At 66.2% G+C, this 20,314-nt stretch carries 15 protein-coding genes, 1 tRNA gene and 1 pseudogene; 6 read left to right on the top strand and 11 right to left on the bottom strand.

Annotation, left to right across the window (positions count from 1 at the left end):
• The first annotated feature begins 80 nt into the window (after positions 1-80).
• The 6 genes from HJG44_RS08490 to HJG44_RS08515 all read left to right on the top strand — a co-directional run bounded on the left by HJG44_RS08490 (position 81) and on the right by HJG44_RS08515 (position 8,385).
• Positions 81-1,100 carry an AMP-binding enzyme gene (locus HJG44_RS08490; RefSeq protein WP_246736114.1) on the top strand — a complete coding sequence of 340 codons (1,020 nt, stop codon included), beginning with the start codon at positions 81-83 and terminating at the stop codon, positions 1,098-1,100.
• Positions 1,101-1,127: 27 nt separating this feature from the next.
• Entirely contained in the window at positions 1,128-1,499 is a 372-nt protein-coding gene (locus tag HJG44_RS08495; RefSeq protein WP_171218211.1) for a Rid family hydrolase, read from the top strand.
• A gap of 123 nt (positions 1,500-1,622) precedes the next feature.
• The gene (locus HJG44_RS08500) at positions 1,623-2,963 is read left to right on the top strand and encodes a UbiD family decarboxylase (RefSeq protein WP_171217899.1); all 1,341 of its coding nucleotides are present in this window, start codon (positions 1,623-1,625) and stop codon (positions 2,961-2,963) included.
• 93 nt (positions 2,964-3,056) lie between these two features.
• Positions 3,057-4,028 (top strand): Bug family tripartite tricarboxylate transporter substrate binding protein, encoded by a 972-nt coding sequence (locus HJG44_RS08505; RefSeq protein WP_171217900.1) that lies wholly within the window; start codon positions 3,057-3,059, stop codon positions 4,026-4,028.
• A gap of 476 nt (positions 4,029-4,504) precedes the next feature.
• Entirely contained in the window at positions 4,505-5,731 is a 1,227-nt protein-coding gene (locus HJG44_RS08510; protein ID WP_171217901.1) for a tyrosine-type recombinase/integrase, read from the top strand.
• A 146-nt stretch (positions 5,732-5,877) separates the two neighbouring features.
• Positions 5,878-8,385 carry an ATP-binding protein gene (locus tag HJG44_RS08515; protein WP_171217902.1) on the top strand — a complete coding sequence of 836 codons (2,508 nt, stop codon included), beginning with the start codon at positions 5,878-5,880 and terminating at the stop codon, positions 8,383-8,385.
• 627 nt (positions 8,386-9,012) lie between these two features.
• Here HJG44_RS08515 and HJG44_RS08520 read toward each other — a convergent pair.
• From HJG44_RS08520 to selA, 11 genes and pseudogenes are all read right to left on the bottom strand, one after another.
• The gene (locus tag HJG44_RS08520) at positions 9,013-9,312 is read right to left on the bottom strand and encodes a formate dehydrogenase subunit delta (RefSeq protein ID WP_171217903.1); all 300 of its coding nucleotides are present in this window, start codon (positions 9,310-9,312) and stop codon (positions 9,013-9,015) included.
• A 5-nt stretch (positions 9,313-9,317) separates the two neighbouring features.
• Positions 9,318-12,161, bottom strand: a complete 2,844-nt coding sequence (gene fdhF / locus HJG44_RS08525) for a formate dehydrogenase subunit alpha (RefSeq protein ID WP_171217904.1) — start codon at positions 12,159-12,161, stop codon at positions 9,318-9,320.
• A 10-nt stretch (positions 12,162-12,171) separates the two neighbouring features.
• Entirely contained in the window at positions 12,172-13,740 is a 1,569-nt protein-coding gene (locus tag HJG44_RS08530) for a formate dehydrogenase beta subunit (protein WP_171217905.1), read from the bottom strand.
• Positions 13,737-14,207: a formate dehydrogenase subunit gamma gene (locus HJG44_RS08535; protein WP_171217906.1), complete on the bottom strand. Its 471-nt coding sequence runs from the start codon at positions 14,205-14,207 to the stop codon at positions 13,737-13,739. The genes HJG44_RS08530 and HJG44_RS08535 overlap by 4 nt, the downstream gene beginning before the upstream one ends.
• Positions 14,208-14,304: 97 nt before the next feature.
• Positions 14,305-15,204 carry a LysR substrate-binding domain-containing protein gene (locus tag HJG44_RS08540; protein WP_171217907.1) on the bottom strand — a complete coding sequence of 300 codons (900 nt, stop codon included), beginning with the start codon at positions 15,202-15,204 and terminating at the stop codon, positions 14,305-14,307.
• Between the two features lie 7 nt (positions 15,205-15,211).
• Complete coding sequence (locus HJG44_RS08545) at positions 15,212-15,610, bottom strand: hypothetical protein (protein ID WP_171217908.1); 399 nt, start codon at positions 15,608-15,610, stop codon at positions 15,212-15,214.
• Positions 15,597-16,013 (bottom strand): hypothetical protein, encoded by a 417-nt coding sequence (locus HJG44_RS08550; RefSeq protein ID WP_171217909.1) that lies wholly within the window; start codon positions 16,011-16,013, stop codon positions 15,597-15,599. Before HJG44_RS08550 ends, HJG44_RS08545 begins: the two co-directional genes overlap by 14 nt.
• Before the next feature lie 53 nt (positions 16,014-16,066).
• Positions 16,067-16,162: transfer RNA gene (locus HJG44_RS08555), tRNA-Sec, on the bottom strand.
• A 117-nt stretch (positions 16,163-16,279) separates the two neighbouring features.
• Positions 16,280-18,112, bottom strand: a pseudogene (selB, locus tag HJG44_RS08560) (selenocysteine-specific translation elongation factor); the annotation flags it as partial.
• Positions 18,109-18,903: a tetratricopeptide repeat protein gene (locus HJG44_RS08565; RefSeq protein WP_171217910.1), complete on the bottom strand. Its 795-nt coding sequence runs from the start codon at positions 18,901-18,903 to the stop codon at positions 18,109-18,111. The pseudogene selB and the gene HJG44_RS08565, both read right to left, overlap by 4 nt.
• Complete coding sequence (selA, locus tag HJG44_RS08570; RefSeq protein ID WP_171217911.1) at positions 18,903-20,306, bottom strand: L-seryl-tRNA(Sec) selenium transferase; 1,404 nt, start codon at positions 20,304-20,306, stop codon at positions 18,903-18,905. The genes HJG44_RS08565 and selA overlap by 1 nt, the downstream gene beginning before the upstream one ends.
• Between the last annotated feature and the right edge of the window lie 8 nt (positions 20,307-20,314).

Below are 20,314 nucleotides of genomic sequence, written 5' to 3' on the forward strand. Positions count from 1 at the left end.
CGCGCTGGCTGAAGGAGAGTGCGGTCCGGCAGGATGGACGTGGAGGATCTACCCAGCTCTCATCGAAGCGGTGGCTCGCTTTGACGAGAGACGCCCTGATTCCCGCGCCTGCTGACCGCCGCCCCGGGGACCGCACAAAAGTGGAAATCGGGCATTATGGCCTGCGCTGGGATCACCTCGACGAAGACATTTCGACCGAGGGTCTGCTCGCGGCGGAGCCGATTCCAGCCCCGGCCCAATACCGCGACCGGGAGGACCCGGCCGCCATCATCTACACGTCGGGCTCGACGGGGCCGCCGAAAGGGGGCCTCATCGCCGTCAACTTCCTTGCCGCCGTCCGGCCATACATCCGGTACGGGCTCGATCTCCGCGAAGGCGATATCCTGTGGCCGACGGGCGATCCGGGCTGGGGCCATGGGTTCGTGTGCTACCTGGGCGGGCTGGCCGCCGGCGCGACCCTCGTCTGTCTCGAGGCGAACCCCACTGCCGAGACGTGCCTCTCGGTCCTGGCGCGCTACCGGGTCACCAACCTCGCAACTACGCCGACGCTCCTCCGGAGCCTGATGGCGTTCGGAGAGGAGGCGGTTCGGGCCGCACCGATCGCCGTCCGGGCGATCTCGAGCTGCGGCGAGCCCCTGAACGGAAAGGTGGTTCCCGATTGCCGCTACTGGCTGCGCTACTGGAACGACCCCGCCGCGTCGGAAGCGCTAGTCCAGAGCGGCTGGATCGTGGCCGGCGATCTCGGGCGCATGGACGAGGAGGGTTACTTCTGGTTCGAGGGGCGGGTCGGCGACATGATCAAGAGCGCCGGCTACCGCATCGGCCCCTTCGAGATCGAGAGCGCGCTGCTCAAGCACCCTGCCGTCGCTGAGGCGGCGGTGGTCGGCAAGCCCGACGAGGCACGCGGCCAGATCGTCAAGGCCTTCGTCACGCTGCGCGACGGCTATGTCGGGTCCGATGAGCTCGCGGCGACCCTGGTCGAGCTCGTGAAGACCAATCTCGGGCGGCACCAATATCCGCGCGAGCTCGAAATCGTGCAGAGCCTGCCGAAAACCGAAACCGGAAAGATCCAACACTTCACGCTGCGCGAGCGAGCTTGAAGGGGCAAGTATGCCAATCTAGAACCGATCCTCCCGAACCCGACCTGGCCGAAAGGCTTCACCTTCTCGCCGGCCGTCCGGGTGGGGAATCTCATCTTCCTGTCCGGAACGACGGCGACCGACGAGAAGGGCAACATCGTCGGGCCCGGCGACATCGTGGCCCAGACCCGGCAGATCTTCAGAAAGTTCGAGGCCGTACTCGCGAGCGTCGGAGGATCCCTCGCCAACATCGTCGAGACAACCGAGTACGTGCTCTCGCTCGAGGACTACAAGACGACCGCGCAATTGCGCCGCGAGCTTTTCCAAGACCCGCCCTGGCCGGCGGCGACCGGGGTGGTCGTGAGCGGGCTGGTTCGCCCGGACGCCCTCATCGAGATGAAGGGCATCGCCGCCCTCTGACAGAGACGCGCCGGTGCTCGCCCAGATCCTCGTCGGCTCGGTCACGGCCGGAGCTGTCTATGGCCTGATCGCACTCGGCTTCGTCCTCATCAACAAGGGGGACGGGCGTCGTTCATTTCGGCGATGGCGAACCGCCTCGCCGTGGCCCGCCCGGGTTCCGCTCTGACCTTCGAGGTGGCCGCGATCGCCAAGAGGCTCGACGGCAACAAGGCGACCCTGTTTCCGAGCCCGGACCAGCATCCCGTCCCGGTCGTGTCCGGCCTCATTTCCGATCGCGGTTGGATGGCGGAAGCGATGGGAGTCGGACCCGACGAGGTGATCGGCACCTTCCAGGCCGCGGCGCTCGCCCCGGTCGCATGGAAGGAAGTGGAGACCGGGCCCGCCCAGGACGTCGTGCATCGCCATGTCGATCTGAAGCGCCTCATGCCGATGCCGACCCACAACGAGCACGACAGCGGCCCCTACATCACGGCCGGCCTGCTCATCACGCGCAACCCGCAGACCGGGGTGCAGAACGTCGCGATCCATCGGCTGCAGCTGATCGAGCCGAACCGGCTCGGCGTGCTGCTCCTGCCCCGCCATACCATGGCGTTCTACCACATGGCGGTCGCGGCCGGTCACGACCTGGAGGTCGCGATCGTCGTTGGGGTCGATCCGCTCACGTTGCTCGCCTCGCAGGCTATCCTATCGCTGGATGCCGACGAGCTCGAAGTCGCCGGCGCGCTGCACGGAAAGCCGCTCGATGTCGTCAAATGCGTCACAAACAACGTGCGCGTGCCGGCCGAGTCCGAGTTCGTGCTCGAGGGCCGCATCCTCGCGCATGACCGGGAGCTCGAAGGTCCGTTCGGCGAGTTCCCGCAATATTACGGCGAGCGCGCCAAGCGGCACGTGATCGAGATCGACGCGGTCACCCACCGCAATAACCCCGTCTTCCACACGATCGTGGGCGGCGGGCTCGAGCATCTGCTGCTTGGCGCGATCCCGCGCGAGGCCACCATGCTGGCCCATCTGCAGCGGAGCTTTCCGAGCGTGCTCGACGTGCATCTCGCCCGCGGCGGCGTGTGCCGCTACCACCTCTACGTCAAGATGAAGAAGCGCTCGGAAGGCGAGGCGAAGAACGTCATCCTGGGCGCCTTCGCGGGCCATTACGACATCAAGCACGTGGTCGTGGTCGACGAGGACGTCGACATCCACAATCCGACCGAGGTCGAATGGGTGGTCGCGACCCGCTTCCAGGCCGATCGCGATCTCGTCCTCATTGGGCATTCCCAGGGCTCGAAGCTCGACCCGTCCACCCGCGACGGCGTCGGGGCCAAGATGGGTCTCGACGCCACCGTGCCGCTGGAGGCGCCCGAATTCCGCTTCAAGCGCATTCGCGTTCCGGGCGAGCGCGAGCTGGAGCTCGCGTCCGTCCTGGACGACGTCTCCGCCGTGCAGGCCTGGCGCGAGCGTCTGGCCGACTAACACTGAGAGGACAGCGGCGATCCAGCCATCGCCGACCAAGCTGCCCGATCGGCAAGTAACGCAAACAAGAGGGACTAGGGAATGCGCCGCTCAATGAGGTCGTTGCTGACATCCGCCTGGATAGGGCTCGCGGTCGCGGCATTCGCCGGGCCCACCGCGGCCGACACCTACCCGTCACGCCCGATTCGGCTTGTCATGCCGTTCGGCCCTGGAAGCGCCAGCGACACGATCGCCCGGATCGTGGCCGAGAAGCTGTCCGCCCAACTCGGACAGCGCGTCCTTGTCGAGAACAAGGCGGGAGCAGGCGGCAATATCGGGACCGACGCAGTCGCGAAGTCCGAGCCGGATGGCTATACGCTGGTCTTTGCGGCCCCCGGCCCGTTCGTGATCAATAGAACGCTCGACACCCTGCCATACGATCCCGAGCGGGATTTCGAGTTCATCTCGCTGGTTGCCCAGCTCGTGAACGTGCTTGTCGTGAACCCCACGAAAATCCCCGTGGCGAACGTCCAAGAGTTCATTGCCTTCGTGAAGGCTCGCCCAGGCCAGATCGGCTACGCTTCAGTCGGCCGCGGCTCGTCCCAGCATCTTGCCGGCGCGTATTTCGACGTCGTGGCCGGGACCCGGATGGTCCACGTGCCATATCGCTCGGGGAGCCAAATCGCCGTCGATCTCGTGTCGGGCGACGTGCCGGCGAGTTTCCAGCTCATCCCGAACGTCGTGGGGCAGCTTGCGGCCGGCCAGCTGAAGGCGCTGGCCGTCACCACCAAGAAGCGGAGCCGCTCGCTGCCGGATGTTCCCACGATGGAGGAGGCGGGCGTCGCAAACTACGAATCCTACGGCTGGTTCGGTCTAGCGGTGCCGAAGGGAACCCCGGCCGCTATCATCGAACGGCTCCAGCGGGAGACGGCGGCCGCGGTTGCGGATCCTGCGGTTCAGGCGCGGCTCGTCGAGATCGGCACCGAGCCGGGAAGCAGCACGTCGGACGAGTTCAAGGCCTTCGTCTCGGCCGAGATCATCAAGTGGCGCGACATCATCGGCAAAGCGGCAATCAAGTCCGAATGAGCGGATCAGCTCTCGCTGTCTCGAGCGCGGTTGCCGCATCCCCAAACCCGGACACTCGCGCACCCATCCGCGCTCCGCTCGAGCAAGCCGGGGTGGTTGGTGCGAACCCGCTCAGTTTCAGGCCGAGAATCATCGTCCCATCCGAAAACAGACGGAGGTAGGCCAACCAGCCATGTAACTCGGACCGCAAGCTCGACGCTCCATCTCCGCGAACGCGCACGAACCTCCTCGTACGGCAGCAGCTTTTCCGTGAAGTTCCCGTACGATCGCTGGAAACTGACTGGCGTAGCTGGCGCGCCCAACGGGACTCGAACCCGTGTTTTCGCCGTGAAAGGGCGCCGACCGTTGCTCCTAGAGGTACGCTATCTTCCGCTAACGTCCTGACAGTCCTAGACACACAGTCCGCTCACGTCCATTGTCGCTCGTGACAATCTACCAACGTCGACTGGACACTCGGCAGGACACAGGACCGAAGGATGGCGCGGGCGAAGGCTTCCGAACTGGCAATCAAGGCGAAGCGTCTTGCATGGGCCGTATCGAAGAAGCCGCGGTTCGAGAGCCTCGGCGACGGGATCAGCTTAGGGTACCGACGCAATCAGGGGGCCGGCACTTGGATTGCCCGCAAGTCGGATGGCCGCGGCGGTTCTAGGCAGGAACGCGTCGGCTTAGCCGACGACTACCAGGCGGCTGATGGCGAACACGTGATGACGTTCGCCCAAGCTCAAGCCCGCGCTCTTAGTGTCGCGGCGGCTCCAGGAAGAAGCAGATCGGTGACGTTGGGGGCTGCGCTCCAGGGATACGAGGCGGACCTTCGCATCAGAAATGCCGACGTCGCTAACGTAGCGCGGTTACGCGGCCACCTCTCCCCTGAGCTTCTAGATATGCCGATCGCGAAGCTCACGGCGCGGGACCTGAGCAGGTGGCGCGATGAACTCGCCGGGAAGCGACAGCCCTCTACGGTGAACAGGGTGAGCACCGCACTTAAGGCGGCCCTAAATTTCATGGCTGGGCGGGAGCAAGGGCTCGCAAACGCGGAGGAATGGGACCGAGGGCTGAAGGCGCTCCCAGATGCGAGTGTACCCCGAAACGTCGTGGTTCCCGATAATGTCATCCGCAAGATCGTCGATGCATCCTATCGCGTGAGCGAACCGTTCGGACTGCTCGTTGAGGTCGCGGAGATAACGGGAGCGCGCTACTCTCAAATCGCAGGGCTGCGGGTACAGGATCTGCAGGGAGATACCACGGCGCCGCGCCTCATGATGCCAAGTGCTAAGAAAGGTCGGGGCGTAAAGAAAGTGCGACATCGCCCCGTTCCAATTGCAAGCTCGCTCGCCCGCCGGCTCGCGGCTCACGCGAGCGGTCGAGAGGGTGAAGAGCCTCTGCTCCTTAAACACGCTAGAAGTTCTTGGCGCCGCTCAGACCACACGCGCCTGTTCGCGAGAGCGATACGGTTCGCTGAGCTGACCGATGAGGATGTGCGACCCATAAAGTTGGAGGACGTCACTATGTACGCGCTCCGCCATTCAAGCATCACCCGCCAACTTCTGCGAGGAACTCCAGTGCGGGTTGTCGCGGTTCACCACGATACCTCAGTCCAGATGATCGAAAGGAACTACTCTGCCATGCTCGCGGACCATGCGGATGCTATTGCTCGTTCGGCGCTCCTCGACATGGGTGAAGCTGACCACCTTCCAAACCAGTAGCAACCCGACTGCCCTGGACATGGCGGCGAGCAGTGGAGCGCCCCATTGCGCCACGCCGCCAAGATGATCATCTTCGGTTCACCACTAGGCGGTGAGCGTAGCTGTAGTCCGCCTCGCTCTTCCGAGCACAGATGCGACGGGGCTTGATGTCGGCAGAAACGGACCGGGCTTTTCTAACCCTTCGAACGCTCGAGCCGGACATACGGGCGGCTTTGGCGGAACACCCCAATGAGGCTGATACCCGCCTCAAGGCTCTCGACAGAATTCTTTTCGAGGTCATGGGCTGGAAGCGCGAAGCGGTGTTCACGGAGCCTCACACCGAGTCCGGCTTCATCGATTACCTGCTCACGGTCGGAGATCGCCGCGGTGCGATGGTCATCGAGGCGAAGAAGGCCGGCCTCTTGGCACCCGCCACGAAGTCTAATGAGGTCTCGTTCGTCAGCCTTTCCGGTCCCGTGGTGAAGCCGCTCGTACCTGGGATACGCCAGGCGCTCGGTTACGCTACGGAGAAGGGTGTTGCCGTCGCGGCGGTCACCGATGGCGAGACTTGGCTCTTCTTCCGCGCCTCGCGAACCGACGGCAGGCCTCCTCTGGAGGGCAAGGGTATTCTGTTTCCAACCCTTACGTCTGTCATTGAGACTTTTGGGCGCTTTGCCGAATTGCTTGGGCCCAGACCTGTTCTCGACCGTCGGCACTTGGCTCACCTGAAGGATGCGGAAGGCCTGGCGGTCGGAGATGCCGAGCAGCAGTTCTTCGCCTTCGACCCCGCCGAGGCTCGCATGCGTCCGCGCGACCCATTGGCGCACGACGCTTCGCTTCTATTTTCACAGTTCTTCTCTCGCCTCTCTGACGAGCAGGATCGAGAGATGCTTCGCGACTGCTTCGTCGAGACAGGGGAAAGCCGGAAGGCCGACCTAGAACTCCAGAAAATCATCCAGAAGGTCCTGAACAACATCTCGTCACTGAACACGGAGCACGGAGGTGCCCTTCAGGCAGAACTAGAGCGGACCATGACTTCGCGCCGGTCTGAAACCGTGCTGCTGATCGGCAACAAAGGGTCCGGCAAATCGACCTTCATCGACAGGTTCTTCGACCAGATCCTACCTTCCAGCGTGCGCGAGAGATGTGTCGTCGCGCGGGTCGACCTTGGAGACTACCACGGCGACCCTGACAAGATCGTAGTTTGGGCAATCCTCAAGCTGCGCGAGACGCTTGAGGCCGGGGTGTGCGCCAATACCCCACCCCATTACGAGGACCTTCAAGGCATCTTCTTTAAGGAATACCAGCGGTGGCGGAACGGCGCTCGTCGGCCGCTTTACCAGAAGGACAAGGACGAGTTCAAAATCCAGTTCGGTGAGCACATGGAAAAACGGCGAGAGAAGGAGCCGGACGAGTATGTCCGGCTCCTGCTCGACTGGGCGACCCGAGGTCAAGGCAAGCTGCCCTGCCTGATTTTCGACAACACGGACCAGTTTCCGGTCGAAGTGCAGGATGCGGTCTACCAGCTAGCTCATTCGCTCGAGAGCGCAGCGCCGGTGTTCAACATCGTCCCTATCACGGACCGGACGGTCTGGCGCCTGTCAAAGGCTGGAGCCCTCCAAAGCTATGCGGCTAAGAGCTTCTACCTCCCCGTCCCCGAGGCGAAGGAGATCATCTCTCGCCGCGTCAGCTTCCTGAAAGGGAAGCTCCGGAAGGAGCCAAACGCTGCGCGGGCGTACTTCTCGTCTAAAGGGTTCCAGGTCGAAGTTAACAACCTTCAGATGCTCGCCGAGGCAGTTGAGAAAGTGTTCGTTGAGAACGATTTCGTATCGGGCCTGATCGGGCGCCTGGGTAATTTCGACATCCGCCGCATGCTTAAGCTCGCAGAGCGGATCTTCCTCTCGCCAGAGATCAAGATCGACGACATTATACGATCCAAGTTCGGCGGCCCAACCGTCACGACGGACAAGTTCCGCACCCATCGTGCGCTCATTAAGGGTGAGTATGACCGCTTCTCGGAGACTGAGAACGAGTTCGTCTCAAACCTCTTCTACAGTAACCCTCAGCGCCCTGGGTCCCCTCTCCTCTCCTTCTACGTGCTCTGGATCCTTCGCCAACGCATGAACAGCATCCGGAGCGACAGCGTCGAGGAGCGGCACTGGTTGATCACGGATCTCTGCGAGTACTTCGAGGCGTGCGGCGTCGCCGAAGAGCTAGTCCTTCACTGCGTGCGGCGATTGTACGAGCGGCGGCTTGTCGAAGCTCTAGATCCCAATCTCCAGGATCTTGGGATGGCGGACAAGATCGCGATTAAGGAGAGCGGACTGGCTCACATTGAGCTCGTCCTGTCATCGACCGTCTACATCGAGCAGATGGCGCTCACGGCCGGTGTGAATGAGCTCTCGACCCGCGATGCCATCCGGCGACGTTCCTACACGAAGAACAGTACGGCGTTCATCGAGCTTCGGGACGTGTTCCTTCGGTACCTGCTCAAGGTGGATGCAGCGCGTTTGACGATCCCTGAAGGAGCACTGTACGGGCAACTCGCTGAAGCTCGCAGGAACATCCGTGGGCTTTGCGCGGGCGACCGCCCTCACCCACGTCGGGCCTTCCCGCGCGACGACCACCGGCGGAGGCCTCACAGCACCACACAGCGTCCAGGAGAGGCTCATTAGGCTCACCCCATAGGGCCCTCCGTTTGGCAAGGAGAGTTGTCGGCAGGCTTGCCTGAGCCCGCAGGCAGTGCGCCACTCCACTGAGCAGGATCGTTCGTTCGGAGCTTTCGTCCGCTCCCCGCGCAATTCGATCCTGGCGAGTTCCTGTCACTCAACGGTTGGTTTTGAAACCAGTTGCAACTTGGTAGAGCTGAGGGGAGGAGAACCGCGCCGGCAGAACGTCAACAACATCAATCACATGAGCAGGTACAGACTGAGGCGTTGGTGCCGGTGTTGTGTACCAAGTCTGCAATCTGCCGCAGGCGTCCCGAAACCGCAAACGCCCGCCGAGGCACTTTCGCACCCAACCTGGATCGGTGCAGCGCCCCAACCGCCGCAGCGCCAATTCCTCGCTTAAGTAGCGTCAGCTGTGAGGCAGGCAAGGTATCAGAGCGGACGTCAGGAAGGCGACCGCTCTCGACCCAACTCGGTCAGAACATCGCTAACTGGCAACCTGCTCCCGCGTTCGCGACCCATCCTGGCCGAGAGCGGTCCGTCTGCTTCGGAGAGGCACCCGGGGGAAGCGGACCTGAGCGCAAGAAATGATAGCTCTCCATTCGGCCGTGGCGAATTGGTCCACGACGTTGACTATCCAGCGTCGCCGGCGCCGAGTTGTCCGACTTCGTCTGGTCCCGCCGCTTCGCGCGCCGTCGGGCTCGGGCCCTTGCCGATCCGGTGCATAGCTCGCTCGACAAGCGGGTCGAGGCCACTTCCGTCTGCGTCGACATAGGCAAGGAGGTCACGCCGCATCACGGGAGACCAGAAGGCCACGATGTGGTCGTGCACGCCTGCGGCGGCTTCCTCGTCCGGGTAGGAGCGGAAAAACGAGGCGATCTGGTTGGCCATCCGCACGAGCTTCGTGGCGGGGTCCGTGGGAGCGTGGTCCATCCCGCTCACTCCGCCGCGTCCAGGTAGCCGCCGATGCGCTTGAGGGAGAATTCCTCGTCGTAGAACTTCGCCTGCCAGTCAGAGGGTCGGTTCGTCCTCCGGACCTGCACTGCCGTCACCTTGTATTCGGGGCAGTTGGTTGCCCAGTCCGAGTAATCAGTCGTGATCACGTTCGCGCCGGTCTTGGCGTGGTGGAAGGTCGTGTAGACGACGCCCGGCTGCATGCGCTCGGAGATGCGCGCTTTGATCGCGATGTCGCCCGAGCGGCTCTCCAGCGCAACGAGGTCGCCGTCCGCGATACCGCGCAGCTCCGCATCGAAGGGGTGGATCTCGAGCACGTCCTCCTCGTGCCAGCGCGAGTTCTCCGTGCGGCGGGTCTGCGCGCCGACATTGTACTGACTGAGGATCCGGCCGGTGGTGAGGATCAGCGGGAACTTCGCGCCCGTCCGCTCCTCCGTCGGCACGAACTCGGTGATCATGAACTTGCCGAGCCCGCGCACGAAACGGTCGACATGCATCATGGGCGTGCCGTTCGGTGCCGCCTCGTTGCAGGGCCACTGGATCGAGCCGACCTGGTCGAGCTTGGCGAAGGAGACGCCCGAGAAGGTCGGCGTGAGCGCCGCGATCTCGTCCATGATCTCGCTCGGGTGGCGGTAGCTCATCGGATAGCCGAGCGCATTCGAGAGGAGCTGCGTCACCTCCCAGTCCGCATAGCCCGCCATCGGCGACATGACCTTCCTGACGCGCGAGATGCGGCGCTCGGCATTGGTGAAGGTGCCGTCCTTCTCCAGGAACGACGAGCCGGGCAGGAAGACGTGGGCGTATTTGGCGGTCTCGTTCAGGAAGATGTCCTGCACGACCACGCATTCCATGGCGCGCAGGCCTGCCGTGACATGCTGCGTGTCGGGGTCGGACTGCGCCGGGTCCTCGCCCTGGATGTAGATGCCCTTGAAGCGGCCCTGCACGGCCTCGTCCAGCATGTTGGGAATGCGGAGGCCCGGCTCGCTCTGCAGCTTCACGCCCCAGAGCCCCTCGAACATCTCACGCGTCGCGTCGTCCGAGACGTGTCGGTAGCCGGGGAGCTCGTGCGGGAACGAGCCCATGTCGCAGGAGCCCTGGACGTTGTTCTGGCCGCGCAACGGGTTTACGCCGACGCCCTCGCGGCCGATATTGCCCGTCGCCATGGCCAGATTCGCCATGCCCATCACCATGGTCGAGCCCTGCGAGTGCTCGGTGACGCCGAGGCCGTAATAGATCGCGGCATTGCCGCCGGTCGCGTAGAGGCGCGCGGCGGCCCGGACATCGGCAGCCGGAACTCCTGTGATCTCCTCCACGGCTTCCGGTGAGTTGCGCACCTCGGCGATGAAGCGTGCCCAGGTCTCGAAATCGTTCAGGTCGCAGCGCGTCCGGACGTAGTTCTCATCCACGAGGCCTTCCGTGACAACAACATGCGCGATTGCGTTGATGAGGGCGACATTCGCGCCGGGCTTGAGCTGCAGGTGGTAGTCGGCCCGCACGTGCGGCGACTTCACGAGGTCGATGCGGCGGGGATCCGCCACGATGAGGCGCGCACCCTCCCGAAGGCGCTTCTTCATGCGCGAGCCGAAGACCGGGTGGCCGTCGGTCGGGTTGGCCCCGATCACCAGGATCACATCGGCTTGCGCGACGGAGCGGAAATCCTGGGTGCCGGCCGAGGTGCCAAGCGTGACCTTCAGGCCGTAGCCGGTCGGCGAATGGCAGACGCGGGCGCAGGTATCGACGTTGTTGTTGCCGAACCCTGCCCGGATCAGCTTCTGGACGAGGTAGGTCTCCTCGTTGGTGCAGCGGGATGACGTGATGCCGCCGATCGCGTCACGCCCGTAGCTCGCCTGGATGCGCCTGAACTCGGAGGCCGCGCGGTCGATCGCTTCCGCCCAGGTCACCTCCCGCCAGGGGTCGGTAATCGTCTCGCGGATCATCGGCTTGGTGATCCGGTCCTTATGGGTCGCGTAGCCATAGGCGAAGCGGCCCTTCACGCAGGAATGGCCCTCGTTGGCCTTGCCGTCCTTGTAGGGCACCATGCGGACGACCTTGTCGCCCTGCATCTCGGCCTTGAACGAACAGCCGACTCCGCAATAGGCGCAGGTCGTCACCGCCGAGTGCTCCGGCACCCCCATCTCGATCACGGATTTTTCGTTCAGCGTCGCGGTCGGGCAGGCCTGCACGCAGGCGCCGCAGGAGACGCATTCCGACGAGAAGAAGTCTGTCCCGCCGGGCGAGACCTTCGAGCCGAAGCCGCGCCCTTGGATCGTAAGCGCGAACGTGCCCTGCACCTCCTCGCAGGCCCGGACGCAGCGGTTGCAGACGATGCACTTCGAACTCTCGAAGGCGAAGTAAGGGTTTGACGCGTCGGTCGGCGCGTCCAGATGGTTCTCGCCCTCGTAGCCGTAGCGCACGTCGCGCAAGCCGACCGCACCCGCCTGCGTCTGCAGCTCGCAATCGCCGTTCGCCGAGCAGGTCAGGCAGGTGAGCGGGTGGTCGGAGATGTAGAGCTCCATCACGCCGCGCCGGAGCTTCGCCAGTTTCGGCGTCTGGGTGCGGACCACCATGCCGTCCTCCGCGATGGTCGTGCAGGAGGCGGGCGTGCCGCGCCGCCCCTCGACCTCGATCAGGCAGAGCCGGCAGGAGCCGAACGGCTCCAGCATGTCGGTGGCACAGAGTTTTGGGATTTGCGTGCCCATCGTGGCCGCAGCGGCCATCACGGAGGTGCCAATCGGCACTGTGACCTCCTGGCCGTCGATCGTGAGCGTCACGGTGGTCGCCGCAAGCCGGATCGGCGTGCCGGTGTCGAGCTCCTTGATCAGAGCCATGGGCGTGCTCCTACTCCGCGGCCATGAGCGCGGGCGCTCGACGGAAATCCTCGGGAAAGTGGTTCAGCGCGCTCAGCACGGGCAGTGGCGTGAGGCCGCCCATGGCACAGAGCGAGCCGTCGGTCATGACCTCGCAGAGGTCGCGGACGAGCGTCAGGTTCTTCTCCGGTTCGATCCCGGCCGTAACCTTGTCGATCGTCTCGACGCCGCGGGTCGAGCCAATGCGGCAAGGCGTGCACTTGCCGCAGCTTTCGGCTGCGCAGAACTCGAAGGCAAAGCGAGCCTGCGCGGCCATGTCGACGGCATCGTCAAACACGACGATGCCGCCATGCCCAACCATGCCGCCCTTGGCGGCGAAAGCCTCGTAGTCGAGCGGCGTATCGAGCAGCTCCTGCGGAAAATAGGCGCCGAGCGGTCCGCCGACCTGCACGGCCCGGAGCGGGCGCCCTGAGCGGGTGCCGCCGCCGAACTCCTCGATCAGCTCCCTGAGAGGAGGCCCGAAGGGCAGTTCCACCAGCCCGCCGCGCGCGATGTTGCCGGCGAGCTGGAAGGCGAGCGTGCCGCGTGAGCGACCGATGCCGAAATCCGCATAGGCCTTGGCGCCGTTCGCCATGATCCAGGGCACGGTCGCGAGCGAGAGCACGTTGTTGACGATCGTCGGCTTGCCGAAGAGGCCCTTGATGGCGGGCAGCGGCGGCTTGGCCCGCACCATGCCGCGTTTGCCTTCGAGGCTGTCGAGCAGCGAGGTCTCCTCGCCGCAGATATAGGCGCCAGCGCCGAGCCGCGTCTCCAGCGTGAAGGCCCGGCCCGAGCCCATGACGGAGGATCCGAGATAGCCGGCCTTCGTGGCCGCCGCGATCGCGTCCGTCATCGTGCGGAAGGCGTGCGGGTATTCGGACCGGATGTAGATGAAACCCTTCGTGGCCCCGACCGCCAGGCCCGCAATCGTCATGCCCTCGATCAGGGAGAAGGGATCGCCCTCCATCAGCATGCGGTCGGCGAAGGTGCCGCTGTCGCCCTCGTCGGCGTTGCAGACGACGTATTTCTGGTCGGCCTCCGCGAGGAGCACGGTTGACCACTTAATGCCGGTCGGAAAGCCCGCGCCGCCGCGGCCACGAAGGCCGGAGGCCTTTACCTCGTCGACGATTGCGGTCTGACCCTCTGGGCGGCCGAGCATCTCCAGCGTGCGCTTCAGGCCGGCATAGCCGCCATGGGCCACGTAATCGTCGGGCGAGAGCGGATCGACGAGGCCGCAGCGCGCGAAGGTGAGGCGCGTCTGGCGGGCGAGATAGGGGATCTCCTCGGGGCGACCGACTCGGATCGGGTGCTCGCCGGCCGCGAGCCAGCCTGCATTGAAGAGCGAGACGACATCGGTCGGCTTCACGGGCCCGTAGGCGATGCGGGCGTCCGCAGTCTCGATCTCGACCATCGGCTCCAGCCAGAACAGCCCGCGCGAGCCGGTTCGGACAATCGTCACCGTCTCGCCGCGCTCCGCGGCGACGCGCTCGACCTCGCGTGCGACTTTGTCCGCTCCGAGCGCGACCGCCTGAGCATCCTTCGGGACGAAGATGCGGATCATGCCCGAAGCTCCGCCACGGCGGCGTCGAAGGCTGCCGCATCGAGCCCCGAGACCGGCTCGCCGTCGATCAGGGCCGCCGGCCCGCAGGCGCAAAGGCCGAGGCAGAAGACGGGCTCCAAGGTGATGCGGCTGTCGAACGTCGTGCCGTGCCAGTCGACGCCGAGCCTGCGCTTGGCGTGATCGGCCAGCTCGACCGCGCCCACGGACTGGCACGCCTCGGCCCGACAGAGCTTCACGACATGGCGGCCGGCCGGGGCCGATCGAAAATCATGATAAAACGTAACGACGCCGTGGATCTCGGCGCGGGAGAGATTTAGGGCTTCCGCGATCATCGGGACGGCTTCCCGGTCGACGTAGCCGAAGGTCTCCTGAAGGGCGTGCAGGATCGGCAGCGTCGCCCCGTCCAGCGAGGCGTGCCTGCCGATGATCTCCGCTGCGAGCGCGGGATCCCAGGGCTCGTACTTCATGTCCCGTCCTGATCAGAATGGCTCTGATCTGCTGAGGAGACGGGCGAAGCGGCGTCAGATCAATGCAGCTGTTCCGTTGTGCGATAGAACATCTCTATCAGCGCTCAGCTTCGAGCTGACGCGCCAGCTGACGCGCCTCCCGCACCAGCGCTGCCACCATTGGGGTCGTCGGCTCGCGGTGCGGAACGATCAGGCCGACGGAATGGGTCACGTCCGGCTCGACGATCGGGATGGATGCAACAGTGTCCGGCAGGCCGATACTCTCCGCCAGGATGGGCGGCAGCACGCTCGACCAGCGGCCCGTCCGCACATGGGACACCATCACGATTGTGGAGTTCGAGACCAGCGTCGGCTCGGGCTCGATCCCGGCATTGCGCAGCATCTGGTCGATGATGCGCCGGTTCTGCATGTCCGGCGTCAGCAGGCAGAGCGGAAGCCGGCCGACCTCCGCCCAGGTCACGCTGCTCCGGTCCCCGAACTCGGCGGTGCGTGCGGTGAGCAGGCGATAGCGCTCGTCATAGAGCGGGACGGTCCGCACCTGGCCCAGCGGCTCGTTGTCGAGATAGCTCAGCCCGGCATCGATCTCGAGGTTCTCCAGCAGCGTCAGGATTTCGATGGAGGTGCTGGACAGGATCGTAAAGCGCACGCCCGGATGCTTTTCCCGGAAGGGCGTGGTGAGCCGCGCGACCATCGGCAGGGCCGTCGGGATCACGGCGATGCGGACATGGCCATGCAGGCCGCGCTTCAGGGCGTCGACATCCTGCTTCATGGCCTTGGCGTCGCCGACAATGCGGCGCGCCCAGTCCAGGATGCGCTCCCCCTCCGGGGTGAACCCCTGGAAGCGCGAGGAGCGCTGCACGATCAGCACGCCCATCTGGTCCTCCAGCGACTTGATACCGGCCGAGAGCGTCGGCTGCGTCACCCTGCAAGCCTCTGCGGCCTTGCCGAAGTGACGCTCCCGCGCCAGCGCCAGGAGGAATTCGAGCTTGTCGATCACCGAGCCGTCACTGGCGAGTCATCTCCTCGACCTGGAGTCGGCGGCCCCATTTGTCGAAGAAGTGGCCCTCGTTCAGCACGAGGCGGTCCTCGCCGAGGCGCAGTTCGACCTCGCGCAATCGGATGCGCGCCATCGTGTTGTCGAGCGGGTCGCCGTCGCCGTCCCTTGCCGGGAAGAACGCCGCGCCGTCCCATTTCTGTCCCGAGCCGGCGAAGAGCGCGACGAGTTCCGCCCAGGACACGTCAGGCCCGATGACATTGAAGAATGTCGACGACACGGGCGTGACCTGCGTCTCGCCGATCTCGACAAGCACTGTCAGCGCAGTGAACGAGCCGTCCTCGGCGAATTCCTTGCGCAGCCATGTCTCGAATTCGGGAACGGTGCGCTTCTGTCTAGAAGTCGACAAGCGGCGTCTCCGGCATCGGGTTCTCGAACAGCACCCAGAAGGAGGAGCCGACCCGCTCGCGGTACCAGGCCTCGAACCGGGCGAGCTCCGCGCCCGGATCAGCTTCCGGGTCGGGCTCGGGACGGCTCGCGGCGTGCAGAGCCCGGCAGACCGGAGCAAACCGCTCCAGGACCTCGTCCCGCACGCCCTCCGTCTCGCTCCAGCCGAGGCGGTGGCGGAGATGGCTGAGCCCGTAGACCGCCGCCATGTCCTCGTCGTCGGCCCGGGTGACGCTATCGGTGATCGCGGTGAGCAGGTTCAAGCGCCGGAAGGCGAAGGCGCGCTCCTCTGCAAGAGCCGCGATACGCCGAGCGAAATCCTCCCGCAAGGCGGCTTCGGCGCCGTTCGCGCCGGTCGCAGCCATCCGGAGCTCCTCGACGAAAGCTGCCGCCCTGTTCAAAGCGCCACCGTAGATGTTGGCGAAAGAGAGTGGGAGTCGAACCCACCAGAGACCGGCTCGCGGCCCCTCCCGGATTTGAAGTCCGGACGCCCCACCGGGGACGCTTCTCTTTCGGGCTCACCGGCCTCCTCCGCCCCTAAGGTGCGGAAGAGGTCGAGCCTGTGCGGATTGACGCGCCGCAGGTCGCCACGCCTGAGCGTGACGCCGTGGCGGTCGTAGAATTCCAGGATCTGGATCGCAACCTTGCGGCCGTTCTCGACCTGGTCGCGGAAGGCGGCGGCCGTGAACTCACCCTTCGGCGCCGCGCCTGACAGGCGGGAGATGATGTCCACCATCTCGGCAACGGTCTCGCGCAGGAAGAAGTGGTCATGCGCCACCTCGTCGACGCGCCCAAGCCTGCCGGTGAGCTTCAGGAGGCGGCGGATGTCGGGCTCGGGAAGCGCCAGCGTCCCGGCGATGTCGCGCACCCGCGGCGGGCGAAACCGCTCAGTACCGCCGAGAAGCGCCGAGATCCGCTCCCATCGGCGCTCATCCTCGGGCGACAGGCTGACCGTATGCCCCGGCAGGCGGGCCCAGGCGCCCTCCAATACAACCGCACCTGAGGCCGCTAGTTGGCTCAATGCTGCGCGAAAGATTGGGGCCGGCAGGCGCGGCTCGACGCTCGTCCGGAGCCGCTCGATACCCAGGCCCATCAGGTCGGGATTGGCGGCATGGTGGTCCGCAAGGGTGGCCGAGCTCGCCGTCCGCAGCCGGTAGAAGCCGCCTGCCCCGATGCCGATGGTCGTGCCGGAAAGGGTGAGCGGCACGACTTCGAGTCGGGCGGCGATGGCGCGGAGAGCCTCTTCGCCGAGGAGCCGGTCACGAGCGAATGCCGTCAGATCGACATAGCAGGGCGGGAGGTCGAGCAGCGCCTCCAGGCTCTCGCCCGGATCGCGAAGCGCATGAGCGGCGAGCTGGGCCAGCCGCTCCGGCGTCTGCCGCTTCCGCGAGGGCGGGCGCAGGTCCAGGAAGCGGCCGCCGCCGATCGTGCGCTGCTGGGACGTGTCCCGGAGGACGAAGCGGTCGCCTGCGGCAGCGGCGATGGGGGTATCAAGGACGATCTGGACAAGCCCTGCCTCGCCGGGCCCCAGCCGGGCCGTCCCGAGCGGGACGACCCGCGCGCCAACCTCGCAGGCCGCGTGGTGGAGGAAGACCGGGGTCCAGGTGCCGATGGGCTTCGGCTCTCCCGGGAGAAGTCGCAGTTCCGCGTCGATGCGCATCGTCGGCGCGTGCAGCCCGGGCGCACAGACGACGTCGCCCCGCCGAGCGGACTCCTTCCCGATCCCGTCGCCAGCAAGGTTGAGGGCGCAGCGGTCGCCGGCCCGGCCCCGCTCCGCCGGCTCGTTCTGCGCGTGGATGGCACGTATGCGAGCCGGTGTCCCGGCCGGGCTGATCACGACGCGGTCACCCACCGCGACCTGGCCGGACATGACCGTTCCGGTAACCACCGTCCCGGCGCCGGACAGCGTGAAGCTGCGGTCGACGGCGAGCCGGAACAGGCCGGCATCGTCGCGGGCTGCGTGCGCAGCCGCCTCCTCGAAGAGCCGCGCGCGGAGCGCGTCCACACCGAGGCCCGTGGCAGAGGACACGGGCAGGATGTCGGCACCGGAGAGCGCGGTCCCGGCGAGCACGGCCCGCACGGCCTCTTCGGCTTCGAGCAACTGCAATTCGTCCACGAGGTCGGCCTTCGTAAGGGCGACCAACCCCTTCCGAATGCCGAGAAGGTCCACGATAGCGAGATGCTCCAGGGTCTGGGGCATCGGGCCGTCATCGGCCGCGACGACGAGCAGCGCGAAATCGATGCCGCTCGCGCCCGCCAGCATGGTGCGGACGAACTTCTCATGGCCCGGCACGTCGACGAAGCCGAGCCGATCGCCGTCCGGGGTCGGCAGGTAGGCGAAGCCGAGATCGATGGAGATGCCGCGCGCCTTCTCCTCCTTCAGGCGGTCCGTCTCCACCCCGGTGAGGGCGCGCACGAGCGACGTCTTGCCGTGATCGATATGCCCGGCCGTGCCGACGATCATGGCGCCGGCTCCGGCAGCGGCAGGGAGGCGCGGTGCTCGGCCTCAAGCGCCTCCTCGGGCGAGAGGGCCGCCCGCGCCGCTGCGAAGAACGGGGCGCAGAGCGCGCTCGCGCCGGCCTGGGCGCGCAGCAGCCATTCGAGCCCGGCCGCCGGGTCGCGCTCGACCCCCGACCCGAGCACAAGCGCCGCGCCGAGCATGGCCTGCCCGTCCGCGTCGCCCCGCTCCGCGCCCATCCGCCACCAGCGGGCGGCTTCGGCGGAATTGCGCTCCGTTCCGAGCGCGTTGTGGTGGAGCATGCCGATGCGGGTCATCGACGACGCGATGCCCTGCGCGGCGGCAGCTTCCGCCCAGCGCCGTGCCTCGACGGGATCGGGCTGGATCTCCTCTCCTTCGAGCAGAAGCCAGCTCAGCATGTCCTGCGCCGGCCCGTCGCCCTGTTCCGCGGCCGACCGGTAGAGGCTCGCCGCTCGTATGGTGTCCTGCTCGACACCGTCGCCCCGGAAATACAAAGCCGCGAGGTTCCGCTGTCCGACGGGATCGCCGGCCTCGGCCGCAAGGGTGAGCCAGCGAACGGCAAGTCCGAGGTCCTGGGCGACGCCAAGGCCCTCGGCAAAGCAGGCGCCGACATTGTTCTGCGCCCGCGGCACGCCCGCATGGGCGAGCGGCCCCCACAGCGCGAGCGCGGCTTCGTAGTTGCCGGCCTGCCCGACTGCGAGCGCCTCGGCCATGACGGCGTCCGCATCCGCTTCCGGCTTCGGCTCGCGTCGGAGTAGGCGGTCAAAGATGCTCATCAGGCGCTCCCGCCGAAGAAGGCGAGATTGGCCAGGAACGGCTTGGGCGCCTCCAGGCAGCGCAGGTCGAGCCAGAACGCTCCGTCCTCGATCCGCCCAATCACCGGCACCGGCAGCGCACGGAACGATGCCGCTAGCTCTTCGGGGACTCGCCCGGAGCGGGATACGGCTGCCGTGATCCTGAGGCCCGCACTCGGGATCGTCGAAAGCGGCAGCGCGCCCGAGCCGATCTGGCTCATGCAGTCTCGGACCTCGACCGTGAAGCTCGGGCCGAGTGCGGCCTGAGCCTGCGGAAGCATCGCGTCGGCCATGCTCCGGATGTCGGCCTGCGACCGCGCGAGGTGCCGGAGGGTGGGAAGATGCTCGGCAAGGCTGTCCGGGTTGCGATAGAGGCGCAGCGTCGCCTCGATCGCGGCGAGCCGGATCTTGTCCGCCCGCAGCGCGCGCTTCATCGGGTTCTTGTTGATCCGGGCGATCAGCTCGCGCCGCCCGACGATGAAGCCGGCCTGCGGGCCGCCGAGGAGCTTGTCGCCCGAGAAGGTGACGATATCGGCCCCGTCCCGCACGGCGTCGGCGACGGTCGGCTCGTGGCCCAGGCCGAACCGGGTCAGGTCGACGAGGGTGCCTGAGCCGAGATCGTTGACGAGCGGGAGCCCGGTTTCGCGCGCGATTGGCGCGAGTTCGCGCCCGGTGACTTCGGCCGTGAAGCCCTCGACCCGGTAGTTGGAGGTGTGGACCTTGAGGATCAGGCCCGTCTCCCCGCCCGCCGCGTCGCGATAATCGCGAGGATGCGTCCGGTTGGTGGTGCCGATCTCGCGCAACTTCACGCCGGACCGCGCCATGATGTCGGGAAGGCGAAAGGCCCCGCCGATCTCGATCATCTCGCCCCGGGATACGATGACTTCCCGTCCTGCGGCGAGCGCGCTCAGGACGATCATCAGCGCGCCGGCATTGTTGTTGACGAGCGTCGCGTCCTCGGCGCCGGTCAGCTCGACCAGCAGGTCGCGGACGAGATCGTCGCGCTCGCCCCGCTTGCCGCTCGCCAGATCGAACTCGAGCGCGACCACCTCGCGCATGGCCTGCGTCGCAGCCTCGATTGCCGCCTCGGCAAGAACAGCCCGGCCGAGATTGGTGTGCAGCACCGTCCCGGTAAGGTTGTAGATGGTCCGGATCCGTGGGGTCGCGGCGTCCGCCAGTTGGGCCACCATGGCCGCCCCGAGATCCTCCGCACTGGGCTGGATTCCAGCTCCGCCCCGGATCGCCCGACGAGCCGAATCGACCGAGCGCCGTGCTGCCGTGAGTGCAGCCTGTCGGCCGAACTGCCCGACCGCGCCGGCGCCGGCGGGCGAGCGAAGCACCTCGTCCACGGATGGAAGCGCCCGCAGGCGTGCCGTCTCGTCCATCGCGGCGG

Origin of the sequence: Enterovirga aerilata, assembly GCF_013044135.1 — a bacterium.
GTDB lineage: Bacteria > Pseudomonadota > Alphaproteobacteria > Rhizobiales > Beijerinckiaceae > Enterovirga > Enterovirga aerilata.

Excerpts from the sequence above, each read along its gene's own strand:
- HJG44_RS08500 (WP_171217899.1), top strand. The coding sequence starts at position 1,623 with ATGGCGAACCGCCTCGCCGTGGCCCGCCCGGGTTCCGCTCTGACCTTC.
- HJG44_RS08505 (WP_171217900.1), top strand. The coding sequence starts at position 3,057 with ATGAGGTCGTTGCTGACATCCGCCTGGATAGGGCTCGCGGTCGCGGCA.
- HJG44_RS08510 (WP_171217901.1), top strand. The coding sequence starts at position 4,505 with ATGGCGCGGGCGAAGGCTTCCGAACTGGCAATCAAGGCGAAGCGTCTT.
- HJG44_RS08515 (WP_171217902.1), top strand. The coding sequence starts at position 5,878 with ATGTCGGCAGAAACGGACCGGGCTTTTCTAACCCTTCGAACGCTCGAG.
- HJG44_RS08520 (WP_171217903.1), bottom strand. The coding sequence starts at position 9,312 with ATGGACCACGCTCCCACGGACCCCGCCACGAAGCTCGTGCGGATGGCC.
- fdhF (WP_171217904.1), bottom strand. The coding sequence starts at position 12,161 with ATGGCTCTGATCAAGGAGCTCGACACCGGCACGCCGATCCGGCTTGCG.
- HJG44_RS08530 (WP_171217905.1), bottom strand. The coding sequence starts at position 13,740 with ATGATCCGCATCTTCGTCCCGAAGGATGCTCAGGCGGTCGCGCTCGGA.
- HJG44_RS08535 (WP_171217906.1), bottom strand. The coding sequence starts at position 14,207 with ATGAAGTACGAGCCCTGGGATCCCGCGCTCGCAGCGGAGATCATCGGC.
- HJG44_RS08550 (WP_171217909.1), bottom strand. The coding sequence starts at position 16,013 with ATGGCTGCGACCGGCGCGAACGGCGCCGAAGCCGCCTTGCGGGAGGAT.
- HJG44_RS08565 (WP_171217910.1), bottom strand. The coding sequence starts at position 18,903 with ATGAGCATCTTTGACCGCCTACTCCGACGCGAGCCGAAGCCGGAAGCG.
- selA (WP_171217911.1), bottom strand. The coding sequence starts at position 20,306 with ATGGACGAGACGGCACGCCTGCGGGCGCTTCCATCCGTGGACGAGGTG.